This is a genomic window from Flavobacterium sediminilitoris, from assembly GCF_023008245.1.
Classification (GTDB): domain Bacteria; phylum Bacteroidota; class Bacteroidia; order Flavobacteriales; family Flavobacteriaceae; genus Flavobacterium; species Flavobacterium sediminilitoris.
This window is the reverse complement of the sequence record NZ_CP090145.1, coordinates 438,821-455,557: the sequence shown is the minus strand read 5'-3', so window position 1 is coordinate 455,557 and position 16,737 is coordinate 438,821. Positions and strand designations below refer to the sequence as shown.

General features: G+C 29.6%; 16 protein-coding genes. 11 read left to right on the top strand and 5 right to left on the bottom strand.

Annotated features, from left to right (window positions below; genetic code table 11):
- Positions 1-1,977: a DNA primase gene (gene dnaG / locus LXD69_RS02265; protein WP_246917179.1), complete on the top strand. Its 1,977-nt coding sequence runs from the start codon at positions 1-3 to the stop codon at positions 1,975-1,977.
- Here dnaG and LXD69_RS02260 read toward each other — a convergent pair.
- Both LXD69_RS02260 and nadE read right to left on the bottom strand, forming a co-directional pair.
- Entirely contained in the window at positions 1,974-2,603 is a 630-nt protein-coding gene (locus tag LXD69_RS02260) for a response regulator transcription factor (protein ID WP_045967511.1), read from the bottom strand. The genes dnaG and LXD69_RS02260 overlap by 4 nt on opposite strands.
- Before the next feature lie 91 nt (positions 2,604-2,694).
- Positions 2,695-3,507 (bottom strand): NAD(+) synthase, encoded by an 813-nt coding sequence (gene nadE, locus LXD69_RS02255; RefSeq protein ID WP_045967512.1) that lies wholly within the window; start codon positions 3,505-3,507, stop codon positions 2,695-2,697.
- A gap of 102 nt (positions 3,508-3,609) precedes the next feature.
- On the opposite strand from nadE, the gene gldB reads away from it, so the two are divergent.
- Both gldB and gldC read left to right on the top strand, forming a co-directional pair.
- Positions 3,610-4,566 carry a gliding motility lipoprotein GldB gene (gene gldB, locus LXD69_RS02250; protein ID WP_246917176.1) on the top strand — a complete coding sequence of 319 codons (957 nt, stop codon included), beginning with the start codon at positions 3,610-3,612 and terminating at the stop codon, positions 4,564-4,566.
- On the top strand, positions 4,566-4,895 hold the full coding sequence (gene gldC, locus LXD69_RS02245) for a gliding motility protein GldC (protein WP_246917174.1): 330 nt from the start codon (positions 4,566-4,568) through the stop codon (positions 4,893-4,895). Before gldB ends, gldC begins: the two co-directional genes overlap by 1 nt.
- Before the next feature lie 31 nt (positions 4,896-4,926).
- Here the strand turns inward: gldC and LXD69_RS02240 are convergent, their stop codons facing one another.
- The 3 genes from LXD69_RS02240 to LXD69_RS02230 are packed head-to-tail and all read right to left on the bottom strand — an operon-like array spanning position 4,927 to position 7,338.
- Positions 4,927-5,871 (bottom strand): DUF3829 domain-containing protein, encoded by a 945-nt coding sequence (locus tag LXD69_RS02240; protein ID WP_246917171.1) that lies wholly within the window; start codon positions 5,869-5,871, stop codon positions 4,927-4,929.
- Positions 5,872-5,931: 60 nt separating this feature from the next.
- The gene (yihA, locus tag LXD69_RS02235; RefSeq protein ID WP_045967516.1) at positions 5,932-6,546 is read right to left on the bottom strand and encodes a ribosome biogenesis GTP-binding protein YihA/YsxC; all 615 of its coding nucleotides are present in this window, start codon (positions 6,544-6,546) and stop codon (positions 5,932-5,934) included.
- Between the two features lie 36 nt (positions 6,547-6,582).
- Complete coding sequence (locus tag LXD69_RS02230) at positions 6,583-7,338, bottom strand: alpha/beta fold hydrolase (protein ID WP_045967517.1); 756 nt, start codon at positions 7,336-7,338, stop codon at positions 6,583-6,585.
- A 339-nt stretch (positions 7,339-7,677) separates the two neighbouring features.
- Between LXD69_RS02230 and mraZ the strand changes: the two genes are divergently transcribed.
- The 8 genes from mraZ (at position 7,678) to LXD69_RS02190 (ending at position 16,735) form a co-directional block, all read left to right on the top strand.
- Positions 7,678-8,148, top strand: a complete 471-nt coding sequence (mraZ, locus tag LXD69_RS02225; RefSeq protein WP_082084300.1) for a division/cell wall cluster transcriptional repressor MraZ — start codon at positions 7,678-7,680, stop codon at positions 8,146-8,148.
- Positions 8,135-9,031 carry a 16S rRNA (cytosine(1402)-N(4))-methyltransferase RsmH gene (gene rsmH, locus LXD69_RS02220; RefSeq protein WP_045968246.1) on the top strand — a complete coding sequence of 299 codons (897 nt, stop codon included), beginning with the start codon at positions 8,135-8,137 and terminating at the stop codon, positions 9,029-9,031. The genes mraZ and rsmH overlap by 14 nt, the downstream gene beginning before the upstream one ends.
- A gap of 2 nt (positions 9,032-9,033) precedes the next feature.
- Positions 9,034-9,393 carry an FtsL-like putative cell division protein gene (locus LXD69_RS02215; RefSeq protein ID WP_045967518.1) on the top strand — a complete coding sequence of 120 codons (360 nt, stop codon included), beginning with the start codon at positions 9,034-9,036 and terminating at the stop codon, positions 9,391-9,393.
- Positions 9,384-11,366, top strand: coding sequence for a penicillin-binding protein (locus LXD69_RS02210; RefSeq protein WP_246917168.1), 1,983 nt, complete (start codon positions 9,384-9,386; stop codon positions 11,364-11,366). The genes LXD69_RS02215 and LXD69_RS02210 overlap by 10 nt, the downstream gene beginning before the upstream one ends.
- Positions 11,363-12,826, top strand: a complete 1,464-nt coding sequence (locus LXD69_RS02205; protein ID WP_246917165.1) for a UDP-N-acetylmuramoyl-L-alanyl-D-glutamate--2,6-diaminopimelate ligase — start codon at positions 11,363-11,365, stop codon at positions 12,824-12,826. The genes LXD69_RS02210 and LXD69_RS02205 overlap by 4 nt, the downstream gene beginning before the upstream one ends.
- 74 nt (positions 12,827-12,900) lie before the next feature.
- Entirely contained in the window at positions 12,901-14,118 is a 1,218-nt protein-coding gene (gene mraY / locus LXD69_RS02200; RefSeq protein ID WP_045967521.1) for a phospho-N-acetylmuramoyl-pentapeptide-transferase, read from the top strand.
- A gap of 2 nt (positions 14,119-14,120) precedes the next feature.
- Positions 14,121-15,452, top strand: a complete 1,332-nt coding sequence (murD, locus tag LXD69_RS02195) for a UDP-N-acetylmuramoyl-L-alanine--D-glutamate ligase (protein ID WP_246917162.1) — start codon at positions 14,121-14,123, stop codon at positions 15,450-15,452.
- Between the two features lie 5 nt (positions 15,453-15,457).
- Complete coding sequence (locus LXD69_RS02190; RefSeq protein WP_246917160.1) at positions 15,458-16,735, top strand: FtsW/RodA/SpoVE family cell cycle protein; 1,278 nt, start codon at positions 15,458-15,460, stop codon at positions 16,733-16,735.
- The last annotated feature ends 2 nt before the right edge of the window (positions 16,736-16,737 follow it).

Sequence of the window (16,737 nt, the reverse complement as noted above, 5' to 3'; positions counted from 1 at the left end):
TTGATATCAAAATCTACCATAGAAAATGTATTTGAAACAGCTCGTGTAGAGGAGGTTATAGGTGATTTTGTACAATTAAAACGCTCAGGAAGTAATCTTAAAGGATTAAGCCCATTTGTAGATGAAAAATCACCCTCATTTATGGTTTCTCCAGTAAAACAAATTTGGAAAGATTTCTCATCAGGAAAAGGAGGAAATGTAGTAACATTTTTAATGGAACACGAACATTTTACATATCCTGAAGCTATAAAATTTTTAGCAAAAAAATATAACATTGAAGTTGAAGAAACAGTTCAAACTAATGAAGACTTGGCTGTGGCTAATGAAAAAGAAAGTATGTATTTGGTTTCCGAATTTGCAAATAAATTTCTTAATCATACACTATTAGAAACGGATGAAGGAAAAGCAATAGGATTAACATACTTTAAAGAGAGAGGGTTTACATTAGAAATTATTAAAAAATTTAGTTTAGGATATTCACCAAACTCTTGGGATGCTTTTACAAAAGAAGCTTTAGGGAAAGGATATAAATTAGAATTCCTTGAAAAAACAGGATTAACTATTGTAAAAGAAGATAAACAATTTGATCGCTTTAAAGGCAGAGTAATGTTTCCTATTCAAAGCATGAGTGGTCGTGTTTTAGGATTTGGAGGACGAATTTTAACTAATGATAAAAAAGCAGCGAAATATGTTAATTCACCAGAAAGTGAAATTTATCATAAAAGCAAAGTGCTTTATGGAATTTATCATGCAAAACAAGCAATTGCCAAACAAGATAATTGTTATTTAGTTGAAGGATATACAGATGTAATTCAATTTAACCAAGCAGGAATTGAAAACGTAGTAGCTTCTTCTGGAACAGCTTTAACGCCAGATCAAATACGATTAATAAGTCGTTTAACAAAAAATATTACTGTTCTTTTTGATGGAGATGCAGCAGGATTAAGAGCTTCAATTAGAGGAATAGATTTAATATTAGAAGCAGGTGTAAATGTGAGAGTTTGTGCTTTCCCAGATGGAGAAGATCCAGATAGTTTTGCAAAGAAAACACCTTACGATAAATTAGTGTTATTCTTAGAAGAAAATGCTAAAGATTTTATTCAGTTTAAAGCTTCATTGTTAATGAAAGAAGCTAAAAACGATCCAATTAAAAAAGCCGACTTGATTAGAGATATGGTAATAAGTATCTCAAAAATTCCAGATAGAATTAAGAGGGAAGTTTACTTACAAGAATGTTCAAGAATTATGGATATTTCTGAAGAAGTCTTATTTAATACTTTAGCTCAATTAGATAAAAAGGAATTAACAGAAACAAATAAAAAATTCAAGGAAGAACAAAAAGCATTTCAGGTTCACAAAAATGAAAATGCAGCTTCAAATGCTAAAATTGACATTCAAAATGAACTTGAAAGAAAAATAATTGAAATGTTATTACTCTACGGAGATTCAATAGAAGATTTTGAAGATGTAATGATAAAAGCAAATGAAGAAGGAGATTTTATTGAAGTAAAAGAAACAAATCCTTACAAAGTATATCAACGAATTTATTTGAGCTTGCAAGAAGACGAAATAGAATTAGCAAACCCTATATTTCAAGCTATCTATACTAATCTAATTAATTATTACCATCAAAATGAGAGTTTTGAGATGGAAAAATACATCATGCAATTAGATAATGAAATTGCACAAGAGGTTACTTCCATTTTAATGAATGAAGAAAGAGAAGTTCTGCATAATTGGGAATCACAACAGATAATTGTGAAACAAAAAGACAAAACAATAGCACAATATGTCACCGAAACAATACTAACATTAAGATGGTATTGGGTAAATAAAATTATAGAAGAACTAAAAACAGAAATGTCAACTCAAAACAGAGATGACAATTCGGAAACATTATCTATGGTAATGGACTATCTTGGTCTTACCAATATGTTCTCTAAAAAATTGGGTAGAGTAATGAGTCGATACTCTTAAATAATATCTAAACTTTTAGCCTTACTTAATAAGTCAACTAAATTAGTAACATTTAATTTCGCTAATAAACGAAGTTTATATGTACTAATCGTTTTTTCATCTAAGTCTAAAATTTCCGCAATTTCTTTATTCTTTTTACCATCATTTAAATAACGAAGTACTTCTACTTCTCTTGTTGATAATTTCTTATAAAGACGATCTGTCTTCTTTCCTTTATTTAAAAGATCAATACTTCTTTTTACAGCGTCACTAAAAATGACAATACCCTGATTTACTTTATAGATAGCATTTTCTAAATCTTTTAAAGGATTAGATTTTAAAATATAAGCAGAAACTCCAGCCTTAATAGCTGTTGGCGCGTACATCTTTTCAGAAACAGAAGTGAAAAGAATAATTTTGGATTCAGAAAAATCTTTTAAAAGATTTTTAATATCCCTTATACTTGATATTCCATCTAGTTCAATATCTAATAAAATTACATCAACGGTTTTGGACTGTAAAATAGTAGTGAGGTCATCTAGTTTAGTCGCAGTCGCAACAATTTCTATAGCAGCATTAGCGCTGAAATAAGATTTAATTCCTTGTATTACAACAGGATGGTTATCAGCAACACAAATTTTTATCATACCTTTAGTGTTAAATTTAACAAAAAAACTGATTTATTATCAAAGTTAGTGAAAAAAAAGTAAATACTTGTTAATTAATTTAATAATATATTTAAATCTGCTTTAAAATTTTGGGAATTATACATACTGGAATAGGAATCATTTTATGTTGGTTAATAGTGTTTAGTCGAGTGTAGATGCTAAAAACAGTAGCTTGTCTGCCAGAAAAATCATCTTCTGTCTTCCCTTTTTCAGATTCTAACATTGCCCATTCTAATTCTTCATAATTAGCACCTATTTGATCCTCATCGCTTCTGTCATCGCCAAACAATCCATCTGTAGGTTTTGCTTTTAGAATGCTTTCAGGAACGTGTAAATATTTTGCTAACAATCTAACTTCGCTTTTCATTAAATCAGCAATTGGACTTAAATCAACACCACCATCACCATATTTGGTAAAAAAACCAACACCAAAATCTTCGATTTTATTACCTGTTCCAGTAACCAATAAACCATGAATTCCAGCAAAATAATATAATGTAGTCATTCTTAATCGTGCTCTTACATTGGCTAAAGATAAGTTTAAAACAGCTTCGTTTTCGGAAGAAGTAACTTGATGTTTAAAAGTTTCAAAAACAGGAGTCAAATCAGCACGCTCATTAGTAACGTTTGAAAAGCGACTTTTTAATTGATTAATATGCTCATTTGCTCTATTTACATGGCTTTCAGCCTGATGAATTGGCATTTCTACACAAAGTGTTGGTAAACCAGTTTGAGCACATAGTGTAGATGTTAATGCACTATCAATTCCTCCAGATATTCCTACAACAAAACCTTTCACTTTTGCATTGGTTGCGTAATCGAGTAACCATTTTACAATATGTTGATTGATTTTTTCTGCATTGAAACTATTTGAATTTGTCATTTTTTTAAGAAAATTTAGTAACGTATACTGTATATTTGCGTTTTCATTTTTCAGGAATTTCAGATTCCTTAAATTTTTATAAAATTATAAAAAATACCTTATATGAAGAAGTTTTTCATTTTTTCATTTTTCATTCTATTATTCTCTTGTAAAGAAGAAGATAAAACGGAAGAAAAAGTAGCTGAAATTCCAGTAAAATTCAACATAGAGCGTTTTGATAAACTGTTTTATGAATCAAAGCCAAGTGATTTAGAGTCAATAAAAAATCAATATCCTTTTTTGTTTCCTAGTGGAAATCATGATACTGTTTGGACAAATAAGCTATCTGATCCATTACTCCAAAAATTGTATGGAGAAGTAATTAATAAATATTCTGAAACAAATAAGCTAGAAGATGAATTAAGTGATTTTTTTAAAAGAGTACAATATTATTTTCCAAAATACAATACACCTAGGGTAATTACATTAATAAGTGAAGTGGATAGAGAAGCAAAAGCAATTTATGCAGATTCAATTGCTTTAATTTCATTAGATTGTTATTTAGGGAAAGATCATCCTTTTTATTCAGATTTTCCAGATTATCAAAGAATTACTTTTGAAGAAAATCAAATATTACCTGATTTAGTTTCTAGTTTTTGTTATGGAAAAATAGCAAGCCCAAAGGATAGAAATTTCTTATCATTAATTATATATCATGGTAAGGAATTGTATATGAAAGATAAATTAATACCAAATGTTTCTGAAGCTAATAAAATAGCATATACAGAACAACAATTAGCTTGGTGTAAAGAAAATGAATATCAAATATGGAGTTATTTTATAGATAATAAATTACTATATGATTCAAATGTTAAAAATGAATTTAGATTTATAAACGAAGCCCCGTTTTCTAAATTTTATCAGGATATTGATGCGGAATCTCCAGGTAGAGTAGGACAATGGATTGGTTGGCAAATTGTTCGTAGTTATATGGAAAATAATGATATTTCGTTAGGCGAATTATTAGTAATAGATGCTAAAACAATTTTTGAAAATTCTAAATATAAACCTAGTAAATAATGGCAAATAGTACATCTGAAATTAAATTCTTAGTAGAATTAGATGAAAATAGAGTTCCTGAAAAATTAACTTGGACAGCGCAAGATGGTGGTGTGGATCATGAAGAAGCAAAGGCAATGATGGTTTCTTTATGGGATTCAAAAGCACAAGAAACATTACGAATAGATCTTTGGACAAAAGATATGCCTGTTGATGAAATGAAATTGTTTTTTCATCAAACGCTTGTGGCAATGTCAGATACATTTCAGCGAGCAACAAACGATGAGAAAATGTCAGCTACAATGAAAGATTTTTGTGATTACTTCGCAGAAAAAATGGAGCTTAAATAAAAAGGGAGAATTTTAAATTCTCCCTTTTTATTTATTTAACAAATCGATTATAATTTGAAATTACATTACTGTATTTGTAATTAATGTCTCTATAATCATTGTCAGATATGGCTCCATCTCTTTTTGCTTTTCTAATGCTTCCAAGCATCGTTTCGATTTCATTGTAGAAATCGGTAAAAGAATCTAGTTTGTTTTGTTCTTTTAACTTCTCTTGATTTATTTCTTTGCTCGTTTTTACTCTTTCTTCTAATGTAGAATATGCTTTTTCTATTACCTCTATTGGTGTTGTCTCTTCGGCTACTTGAACTATCATTTCGTCTACTATTTTTAAGGTTTTTTTAGTATGTAAAATGGCATCTTTTATAGGATGATTTTCTAAAATCTTTTCTTCAGCACTTGAAACATTGTCATCAATTATTTTAAGAAATTCATCTCTATTTTTATAAAAGGCTACAGTATTTTTGTCTATATCGCTTAAAAATTGGCTTGCTTTTTCCCAATTGTCGTCTTTGTAGTCTTCATTAACGAAATATTTTTTAAACTCTTCGTAAGTGTTTTTTGTTGCTGTAAACGATTCAGACATTTCTAAGATTAAGGGTTTTATTTTAGCAGCAAGAGCATCATCTAAATAAAATTCGGGTTTCATAAGATCCACTTGGTTTGTTCCATATCCTACAGTTGTTGATGTTTTTAAGCCAGTGAACGCAATCCAAGTTAATATGGTGTTCGATTTTTGTTTGGTTGTAACCATTTTTTCAAACTTGCTGTAGTCATTATTTAAAAGATTATCGATCTTTTTAGAAGTGCTAGAATCGTACTCAATAAAAGCATTGTAATAGCTAATTACTTTATTAGCACTTTCGTTTGTATCTGCTTCATTCGTAGTTTCAAACAGGTTTCCGCTTGGAGAGGTAGAATCGTTTTTACATGCCAATAGCGTGCTAAATAGCAAAGCACTTAGGATGATTTTTTTCATAGTATATAAATTGTTATTTTGTTTGACGTAGTAAATATACTATTAAAAAACAAAACAGAATTAAAAAGGCTCTTTTTTGAATTCGGAATTAATTTGGTCTATAAAAGCTAATAATTCATCTCTTCCAATTCCTTCTGATGACGAAGTTATAAAATGTTGAGGCATTTCTTCCCAACCGTTCGCCATGACTTTCTTTTTATAAGCGGCTACATTTTGTTGAGCTTTTACTTTGCCTATTTTGTCAGCTTTTGTGAAAATAATACAAAATGGAACTTCTGTTTCTCCTAAATAATTAATAAACTCTAAATCTATTTTTTGAGCTTCTAAGCGAATGTCAATTAGTACAAAAGCACAAACTAGTTGTTGTCTTTTTTCAAAATAATCAGTAATAAATTGTTGAAAAACCTCTTTCGTTTTTTTAGAAACTCTCGCATATCCATATCCTGGTAAATCGACTAAAAACCAATTTAAATTAATTTTAAAGTGATTGATTAATTGTGTTTTTCCAGGTTTTCCTGATGTTTTGGCTAAGTTTTTATGATTGGTTAGCATGTTGATAAGAGAAGATTTCCCTACATTCGATCTGCCAATAAATGCATATTCCGGTAAAGGTTCGTTAGGACATTTACTTACATCAGAATTACTAATTATGAACTCAGCGCTTGTTATTTTCATTTTGTTTAAACTGAAATTCCCCAAATAGGGGAATTATTATATGTTATTTTTAACTAACCAATGATATAATAATCTATTGAACTCATCTGGATGTTCCATCATAGCAGCATGACCACATTTATCAATCCAAAATAGTTCAGAATTAGGGAGTAATTTGTCAAATTCTTCAGCAACCTCGGGAGGTGTTACTTTGTCATTTTTCCCCCAAATTATACAAGTAGGTATTTTCATTTTAGGTAAATCATTACCCATATTATGTCTTATTGCGCTTTTTGCAATAGTTAGCGTTTTAAGTAATTTAATTCGGTCATTTACAGTCGCAAAAACTTCATCTACAATTTCTTTTGTAGCTATTTCTGGATTGTAAAAAACATCTTCACTTTTCTTTTTAATGTATTCATAATCACCACGTTTAGGATAGCTTTCGCCCATTCCGCTTTCGTATAAACCAGAGCTTCCTGTGATAACTAACCCTTTCATTAATTCAGGATACATTTTTGCATGATATAAAGCAATATGACCACCTAGTGAGTTTCCTAATAAAATTACTTTATCAAATCCTTTATGGATAATAAAATCTTTTACAAATTTAGAAAAAGCCTTCACATTGGTTTTCAGTATATTTTGAGTGTATAATGGTAGCTCAGGAATAACAACTTTGTACCCTTTTTCAGGAAAAAAAGTAGCAACAGCATCAAAGTTGCTTAAGCCACCCATTAAACCATGTAATACTATTATTGGGGTACCTTCTCCAGATTCAAAATAGGTGTATTTCTTTTCTTTCTTTAGCATAAAATTAACTTCAAATTTATTTCTGAAATTTTCACAAATATAACATTTTATACAGGAATAAAAAGGAATTGAAAAAACTATTTCTAAAGAGTGTTTTTTGGACTTAAAATGATTCTAAATGATTAATTTTCAGCATTTTCTTATTAAAAAAAGAATTTTCAACTGTTTGAATTTGTTTTATAAAATATTTGCCAGCTATTAATTTTAGTAATAAAAGCGAAAAATGTGCAAAAAAGTTACTTGTTAAAGTGGAAAAACTTATTAACAAAGTGGTAGTAAGTGGTATAAAGTGGTAAAAAATTTCTAAATTTGTATAGAATTTAATCCTATAAGAGTAAATTGAGTACAATAATTGGAACATATGAATGTAAAGTAGATGCAAAAGGAAGGTTAATGCTTCCAGCTTCTCTAAAGAAACAATTAGGTTCTTTGGAAGATGGTTTTGTGTTAAAACGTTCTGTTTTTCAACCTTGTTTAGAATTGTATCCAATGGATGAATGGAATAAAATGATGCAGAAAATCAACAAGTTAAATCGATTTGTAAAAAAGAATAATGATTTTATTCGTCGATTTACTGCTGGCGTTAAAATGATAGAAATTGATGCAACAGGAAGAGTGTTGATTCCAAAAGATTTAGTTGTTTTTGCAAAAATTGACAAAGATATAGTGTTGTCTTCAGCAGTAAATATTGTTGAAATTTGGGATAAAGATTTGTATGAAAATACAATTGAAAATGCAGCAGACGATTTTGCTGATTTAGCTGAAGAAGTAATGGGTAATTTAATTGATGATGGAGATGGAATATCATAATCCGGTTTTGTTAAAGGAAACAGTGGATGGTTTAAATATTAAACCAAATGGCATTTATGTAGATGTTACGTTTGGTGGCGGTGGACATTCTAAAGAAATTATGTCTCGTTTAGGAGAAGAAGGAAGATTGATTGCTTTTGATCAAGATGAAGATGCTTTGAATAATGCTTTAAAAGATGATCGTTTCTTATTGATAAACGAAAATTTTAGAAACATAAAAAGATTTCTTCGTTTTCATGGAATAAAAAAAGTAGATGGAATTTTAGCAGATTTAGGCGTTTCGTCTCATCAATTTGATGTTGCAGAAAGAGGATTTTCTACTCGATTTGATGCTGAATTAGATATGAGGATGAACCAAAAAGGAGATATAAGTGCTTTTCATGTAGTAAATGAATATGATGAACAAGATTTGAAACGAGTTTTTCTAGATTATGGAGAACTTAAAAATGGAGGAGCTATGGCTAATGTAATTGTTATGGCTCGTAAGGATAAACAAATAAAAGATTCTGAACATTTAAAGCAAGTTTTGGCTCGTTTTTTACCAGGACACAAGAGTAATAAAATATTAGCACAAATATATCAGGCTATTAGAATAGAGGTAAATCAAGAAATGGAAGTTTTAAAAGAATTTTTAGAACAATCATTAGAAATACTAGAAACAGGAGGAAGATTAAGTGTTATCTCATATCATTCTTTAGAAGATAGATTGGTAAAAAGATTTATGAAAAACGGAATGTTTGAAGGAGAGCCAGAACGTGACTTCTTTGGGAATTTTGAAGTGCCATTTAAAAGTATTGAAAAACTAATTATCCCAACAGCAGAAGAAATAGCAGTAAATAATAGAGCAAGAAGTGCAAAACTAAGAGTAGCAGAGAAAAAATGAAAATGAAAAATAGTATATACAGTTTATTAAAAGCAAAATTTCTTGTAAGTGATGATGCCTTAAAGAACTGGAAATTTATTGTTTTTCTAATTTTTTTAGCGATGATAATGATTGCAAATAATCATAGATATGATGCTAAAAATTATAGAATCACAGAGCTAACAAATAAAGTAAAAGAGCTTCGTTCGGAATTTGTAGATAGACGTTCGGAATTGATGAAATTGAAGATGGAATCTACTGTCGCAAAAAAAATGGAACAAAGAGATATTTTTCCATCTAATGTTCCACCTACAAAGATTATTGTAAAAACTAAAAAAGAAGAAGATAAAAGTTTTATAGATAAACTAAAAATATGGCAGTAAAAGAGAAAAATAGTAACTACCGTATGTACTTAGTAGCTTTCACAATGTTTGTGATGGCTGTTTTTATTATGATAAAACTCAATAATATTCTATGGGTTGAAGGAGATTATTATAGAAAATTAGCAAAAGAAAGAACCGTTAAAAACTTCACAATTCCTGCAAATAAAGGAAATGTATATTCATCAGATGGAAGTTTATTAGCTACTTCAATTCCAGAATATACTATCCGATTCGATGCATTATCACCTACAAAGGAAAACTTTAATGAAAACATAAAAGCATTAAGTGATTCTTTATCTATTATGTTTGGGAAAAGTACAGGACATTACCAAGCAGAATTGCAAAAAGCTAGAGCTAATAAAAACAGATATTATTTAATAGCAAGAAAATTAAGTTATACAGATTATATGCGTATAAAAAGTTTTCCGCTATTTAATAAAGGAGCATATAAAGGAGGAATTATTGTAGAGCAAAAAACAGTGAGAGAACATCCTATAGGTCTTATTGCACAACGGACAATTGGTTATGAACGTTCAAATAGTGATGGAAAAGGATTAGAATTTGCATTCAGACAATATATAAATGGTGAAAACGGACATAGAATGATGCAGAAAATTGCAAAAAGTCAGTGGAAACCAATAAATGATAATAATGAATTAGAACCTCAAGATGGTTATGATATTATTTCAACAATAGACGTTTACATTCAAGATATTGCTCATCATGCATTGTTAAAACAATTAGAGTATTATGAAGCAGACCACGGATGTGTAGTGGTAATGGAAACAGTAACAGGTGAAATAAAAGCAATTTCAAATTTAGGAAGAGCAAAAGATGGCTCATATTATGAAACACAAAATTACGCTGTTGCTGAAACACAAGAACCAGGATCTACTTTCAAAATAATGGACTTAATAGCTTTGCTTGATGATAAAAAAGTAGATACAAGTAAGGTTTATGACACACGTGGAGGAGTAATTGAATTCTATAAAAAGAAAGTAAGAGATTCTAAAAAAGGAGGTTATGGAAAAATCTCATTAGCAAGAGGGTTTGAAGTTTCTTCAAATACAGTAGTTGTTCAGGCTGTTTATGATGCATATAAAGACAATCCAAAACAATTTGTGGATAGAATTAATAGTTACGGATTAAATAAACCACTAGGTTTACAACTTATAGGTGAAGGAAAGCCTATAATTCCACAACCAGGAACTAAAAGTTGGTCTGGAACAACATTACCTTGGATGGCATTTGGATATAACTTAGCTATGACGCCTTTACAAACTTTAACATTGTATAATGCAGTAGCAAATAACGGTGTAATGGTAAAACCACTTTTTGTAAAAGAAATTAAAGAGTGGAATAAAACAATAATAAAATATGACACTGAAATAATAAATCCAAAAATAGCATCAGATGAGGCTTTATCGCAAGTAAGAGCTATTTTGGAAAACGTAGTAAAAAGAGGAACAGGTGCAAAACTATATTCTAAAGATTTTTCAATGGCAGGAAAAACAGGAACAGCGCAAGTAAATTATCGAGATAAATCAAAATTATTTTATTCATCATCTTTCGCAGGATATTTTCCAGCTACAAATCCAAAATATTCTTGTATTGTAGTTGTTCATAAGCCAAATGTTTCTGCGGGTTATTATGGTGTTGACGTAGCAGGACCTGTTTTTAAAAGAATTGCACAAAAAATTTATACAGATTCTCCTCCAACAAATCATATAAAAGATTTTGATGGAAAAATAAATATAACAGAAAAAAGCTATAACGCTTATTATAAACAAGTACAATCTAATACTTCTTCTGTGCCAAATGTAGAAGGAATGAATGGAATGGATGCTGTAGCATTATTAGAAACATTGGGAGTAAAAGTAAATGTAATTGGTATTGGTAAAGTAAAGAATCAATCCGTTAAAGCAGGAGAAAAAATAAAAAAGAATCAAATAATAACACTAGAGTTATCATGAAGATCTTAAAAGACATATTATATAAAGTAAGAATAGAAGCTGTAAAAGGAACAACAGATATTGCAGTTAATAAAATAGAATTCGACTCTAGAAAAATAGAGTTGAACGATGTTTTTGTGGCAATAAAAGGAACAATTTCAGACGGACATGATTATATAGAAAAGGCATTAAGTCAAGGAGCAACAGCTATAATTTGTGAAGATTTTCCTAAAGTGATAGTTAATGGTGTTACTTATATTAAAGTAGTCAGTTCAAATGAAGCTTTAGCATTTATAGCAGCAAATTATTTCGAAAACCCTTCTGTAAAATTAAAATTAGTAGGAATTACAGGAACAAACGGAAAAACCACAATAGCTTCTTTATTATTTCAATTATTTAAAAATGCAGGATATAAAGTAGGGTTACTTTCAACTGTGAAAATAATGGTTAATGAAATAGAATATAAAGCAACACATACAACTCCAGATTCGTTAATGATTAATTATTATTTAAACGAAATGGTTGAAATAGGTTGTGAATTTTGTTTTATGGAAGTGAGTTCACATGGTATTCATCAAAAAAGAACAGAAGGATTACAGTTTCAAGGTGGTGTTTTTACAAATCTATCTCACGATCATTTAGATTACCATAAAACATTTGCAGAATATAGAGATGTTAAAAAAGTTTTCTTTGATAATCTACCAAAAGCAGCTTTTGCTATTTCAAATGTAGATGATAAAAATGGAGCAATTATGTTCCAAAATACCAAAGCTAAAAAAATAACATACGCTTTAAAATCATATGCTGACTATAAAGCACAAATACTAGAAAATCAATTCACAGGATTATTATTAAAAATAAATAATCATGAAGTATGGACAAAACTAATAGGGTCTTTTAATGCGTATAACTTATTAGCAATATTTGCAACAGCAATAGAATTAGGACTTGAAGAACAAGAAGCATTACGATTAATCTCTGCATTAGAAAGTGTTTCAGGACGTTTTCAATATATCGTTTCCGAGCAAAAAATCACAGCTATTGTAGATTATGCTCACACACCAGATGCATTAGAAAATGTATTGAAAACAATAGATGATATTCGTACAAAAAACGAGCAGTTAATTACAGTTGTAGGTTGCGGAGGAGATAGAGACAAAACGAAAAGACCAATAATGGCACAAATTGCCTCTGAGCTAAGCACAAAAGTAATTTTTACTTCAGATAATCCAAGAACTGAAAATCCAGAATCGATTATTGAAGAAATGGAAAAAGGAGTAGAACCACAAAATTTTAAAAAAACGGTTTCAATTGTAGATCGAAAACAAGCAATTAAAACAGCTTGTCAATTAGCAAACTCTAACGACATTATATTAATTGCAGGAAAAGGACACGAAACATATCAAGAAATTAATGGTGTTCGTCATGATTTTGATGATTTAAAAACAGTTGTAGAGCTATTAGAAAAATTGAACAAATAAATAATAAACAAACAAAATCGAATCGCTAAAATAATTATAATAAAGATTTGGATTTTGAATTTAAATAGGAAAGTATGCTATATTACATTTTTAAATATTTAGATAAAACATTTGATTTTCCAGGTGCAGGAGTGTTTCAATACATAACCTTTCGTTCTGCATTTGCATTTATTTTATCACTATTAATAGCTACAATATATGGAAAAAAAATAATCAATTTCTTAAGGAAACAACAAGTTGGAGAAACGGTAAGGGAGTTAGGTTTAGAAGGACAAAGCGAGAAAGCAGGTACACCTACAATGGGAGGAATCATTATTATTATGGCAACTTTAATTCCTGTTTTCTTATTAGCGAAATTAGATAATATTTATGTTGCCCTTTTAATTATGACAACCTTATGGATGGGAACTATAGGATTTATTGACGATTATATAAAAATATTTAAAAAAGATAAACAAGGACTAAAAGGAATTTTTAAAGTAATAGGTCAAGTAGGCTTAGGTTTAATTGTAGGATCTGTTTTATACCTTCATCCAAACGTAACAGTAAGAAAAGATACTATTGGAGAACGAATAAAAACAGAAAATATAGATACTACTTTTCTTCAAGAAAAATCAACATCAACAACAATTCCATTTCTAAAGAATAACGAATTTGATTATGCTAAAGTGTTGTCATTCATGGGTGATGGATATGAAGACTGGGCTTGGTTAATCTTTATTCCAGTTGTTATATTTATTATTACAGCAGTCTCAAATGGAGCAAATTTAACAGATGGGATAGATGGCTTGGCAGCAGGAACGTCAGCAATATCGGTATTAACATTAGGACTCTTTGCGTTCGTATCGGGAAATGTAATTTTTTCAGATTATCTCAATATAATGTATATACCAAATTCTGGAGAAATGACAATATATATAGCCTCTTTTGTAGGAGCATTAGTTGGATTTCTTTGGTATAATACTTATCCAGCATCTGTTTTTATGGGAGATACAGGTAGTTTAACGATAGGAGGTATTATTGCTGTAATTGCTATTGCAATCCGAAAAGAATTGATGATTCCTATTCTATGCGGTGTTTTCTTAGCTGAAAATTTATCCGTGATGCTACAAGTAAGTTACTTTAAATACACAAAGAAAAAATATGGAGAAGGAAAACGTATTTTCTTAATGTCACCATTACATCACCATTATCAAAAGAAAGGATATCATGAAAGTAAAATTGTAACACGTTTTTGGATTGTTGCAATCTTATTAGCTATTTTTTCTTTGGTTTCATTAAAACTAAGATAAATATGAGACTAGTCATACTTGGAGGAGGAGAAAGCGGAATAGGAACAGCTATACTTGGAAAAAAGAAAGGCTATGATGTTTTTGTGTCTGATTTTGGAAAAATAAAAGAAAATTATAAAGAAGTTCTTACGATTAATAAAATTGCTTGGGAAGATGAAAAGCACACAGAATCTTTGATTTTAAATGCTGATGTAGTCATGAAAAGTCCTGGAATTCCTGAAAAAGTACCTATTGTAAAGAAACTATTGGAACTAAAGATTCCAGTTATTTCAGAAATAGAATTTGCTTCTCAGTTTACAACAGCAACAACAATAGGAATAACAGGAAGTAATGGGAAAACAACAACAACAATGTTAGTTTATCACTTACTAAAACAAGGAGGCTTAAATGTAGGATTAGCTGGAAATATAGGAAAAAGTTTTGCATGGCAAGTAGCAGAAGATAAATATGATGTGTATGTATTAGAACTTAGTAGCTTTCAATTAGATGGAATTATAAATTACAAGCCACATATTGCTATCATAACAAACCTAAGTCCAGATCACCTAGATAGATATAATTATGATTACAATTTGTATATAGAATCAAAATTTAGAATAATAAAAAACCAAACAGAAGATGATTTTTTGATAGTAGATAACGATGATATTGAAATTCAAAGATGGCTTCAAAATAATAAAACAAACGCACAAATTATATCCTTTTCAATAGAGAAAGAATTAGAAAGAGGAGGATTTTTAAATGAAAACAACTTAAATAGCAACATTAATAACGAAAAATTTACTATGCCAATAAATGAATTAGCTTTAGAAGGAAAGCATAACCTTAAAAATGCAATGGCAGCAACAGCTGTAGCTCAATTAATGAAAATTAGAAAGCAAACAATTAGAGAAAGCTTAAGTAATTTTCAAGGAGCAGAACATCGTTTAGAGAAAACTTTGAAAATTCAAAACGTTCAATATATAAATGATTCTAAAGCAACAAATGTAAATGCAACATTTTTTGCATTAGACAGTATGAAAACACCTACAATTTGGATTGTAGGAGGTGTAGACAAAGGAAATGATTATGACGAATTAATGTCGTTAGTAAGAGAAAAAGTAAAAGGAATCGTTTGCTTAGGAGTTGATAATTCTAAATTGTTTAGCACATTTAGTAGTGTAGTTGATACAATGGTGGAAACAACATCTATGGAAGAAGCAGTTAAAATAGCGCAACGCATGGCTGAAAAAGGAGATTCAGTCTTGTTATCACCATGTTGTGCAAGTTTTGATCTATTTGAAAACTATGAAGATAGAGGAAGACAATTTAAACAAGCAGTATATAATCTATAATAAAAATGACAAGTTTAGTAGCTAGATTAAGAGGAGATAAAGTAATATGGGCGATAGTTTTTCTATTAGCTCTAATCTCTTTTTTACCTGTTTATAGCGCTAGTACTAACCTTGTATATGTAATAGGTAAAGGCTCAACTTTAGGGTATTTAGTAAAACATTTAGGACATTTGTTTCTTGGCTTTGCAATTATATACTTCATTCATAAAGTTCCGTATCATTATTTTAGAGCATTATCTATTTTTGGAATTCCATTAGTTATTATATTATTGATATATACCTTGTTTCAAGGTACTGTTATTGGAGGTGCAAATGCGAGTAGATGGGTGCAAATACCATTCGTAGGAGTTAGTTTTCAAACATCAACACTTGCCTTTACAGTTTTAATGGTTTATGTAGCAAGATATCTTGCAAAAGTAAGTGATAAAGAATATTCATTAAAAGATTCATTATTGGAACTCTGGGTTCCTGTTTTTAGTGTTTTAGTACTGATTTTACCAACTAATTTTTCTACTACAGCTTTAATCTTTTCAATGGTGTGTATGCTTATTTTTATAGGGCATTATCCTTTGAAATACTTAGGAGTTGTAATTGGAATGGGGATTGCTTCATTGCTATTGTTTCTGTTATTTGCAAAAGCATTTCCAGATAACAAATTGTTTAGTAGAGTAAATACTTGGGGAAATAGAATAGAACGTTTTGTTGATAATAAACCTACAGATGATGATTACCAAATTGAAAAAGCTAAAATCGCAATTGCTTCAGGAGGTATTTATGGCTTAGGACCTGGTAAAAGTGTTCAGAAAAATTTCTTACCTCAATCCTCTTCCGATTTTATTTTTGCAATAATTGTTGAAGAGTATGGAGTGATTGGTGCAACAGGAATTATCTTTTTGTATTTATTATTGTTTTTTAGGTTTATAATAAATGCTCAAAAGGCTTCTAGTTTATTCGGAAAGCTACTTATCATTGGATTAGGTTTTCCTATTATTTTTCAAGCCTTAGTTAATATGGCTGTTGCTGTTGAATTATTACCAGTTACTGGGCAAACATTACCTCTAATTAGTAGTGGAGGAACTTCTATTTGGATGACGTGTGTGGCTATTGGAGTAATATTGAGTGTGACTAAAAAAGAAGAAGAAGTAGCATTGGATGAAGAAGAAAAAAAGAAAAGAGAGAGAGCGTTACAACAAATAATAGATAGAGAAATAGAATTGAATGATTTAAATGAAGAAGTAGAAGAAGAGAGTAATAATCCTTTAGAACCTATTTTAAATCAGTAAAA

Coding starts and splice junctions, on each gene's coding strand:
- gldB (WP_246917176.1), top strand. CDS start 3,610: ATGAAGAAGTTTTTCATTTTTTCATTTTTCATTCTATTATTCTCTTGT.
- LXD69_RS02260 (WP_045967511.1), bottom strand. CDS start 2,603: ATGATAAAAATTTGTGTTGCTGATAACCATCCTGTTGTAATACAAGGA.
- nadE (WP_045967512.1), bottom strand. CDS start 3,507: ATGACAAATTCAAATAGTTTCAATGCAGAAAAAATCAATCAACATATT.
- LXD69_RS02205 (WP_246917165.1), top strand. CDS start 11,363: ATGAAGATCTTAAAAGACATATTATATAAAGTAAGAATAGAAGCTGTA.
- LXD69_RS02240 (WP_246917171.1), bottom strand. CDS start 5,871: ATGAAAAAAATCATCCTAAGTGCTTTGCTATTTAGCACGCTATTGGCA.
- yihA (WP_045967516.1), bottom strand. CDS start 6,546: ATGAAAATAACAAGCGCTGAGTTCATAATTAGTAATTCTGATGTAAGT.
- LXD69_RS02210 (WP_246917168.1), top strand. CDS start 9,384: ATGGCAGTAAAAGAGAAAAATAGTAACTACCGTATGTACTTAGTAGCT.
- murD (WP_246917162.1), top strand. CDS start 14,121: ATGAGACTAGTCATACTTGGAGGAGGAGAAAGCGGAATAGGAACAGCT.
- LXD69_RS02230 (WP_045967517.1), bottom strand. CDS start 7,338: ATGCTAAAGAAAGAAAAGAAATACACCTATTTTGAATCTGGAGAAGGT.
- rsmH (WP_045968246.1), top strand. CDS start 8,135: ATGGAATATCATAATCCGGTTTTGTTAAAGGAAACAGTGGATGGTTTA.
- LXD69_RS02190 (WP_246917160.1), top strand. CDS start 15,458: ATGACAAGTTTAGTAGCTAGATTAAGAGGAGATAAAGTAATATGGGCG.
- LXD69_RS02215 (WP_045967518.1), top strand. CDS start 9,034: ATGAAAAATAGTATATACAGTTTATTAAAAGCAAAATTTCTTGTAAGT.
- gldC (WP_246917174.1), top strand. CDS start 4,566: ATGGCAAATAGTACATCTGAAATTAAATTCTTAGTAGAATTAGATGAA.
- mraY (WP_045967521.1), top strand. CDS start 12,901: ATGCTATATTACATTTTTAAATATTTAGATAAAACATTTGATTTTCCA.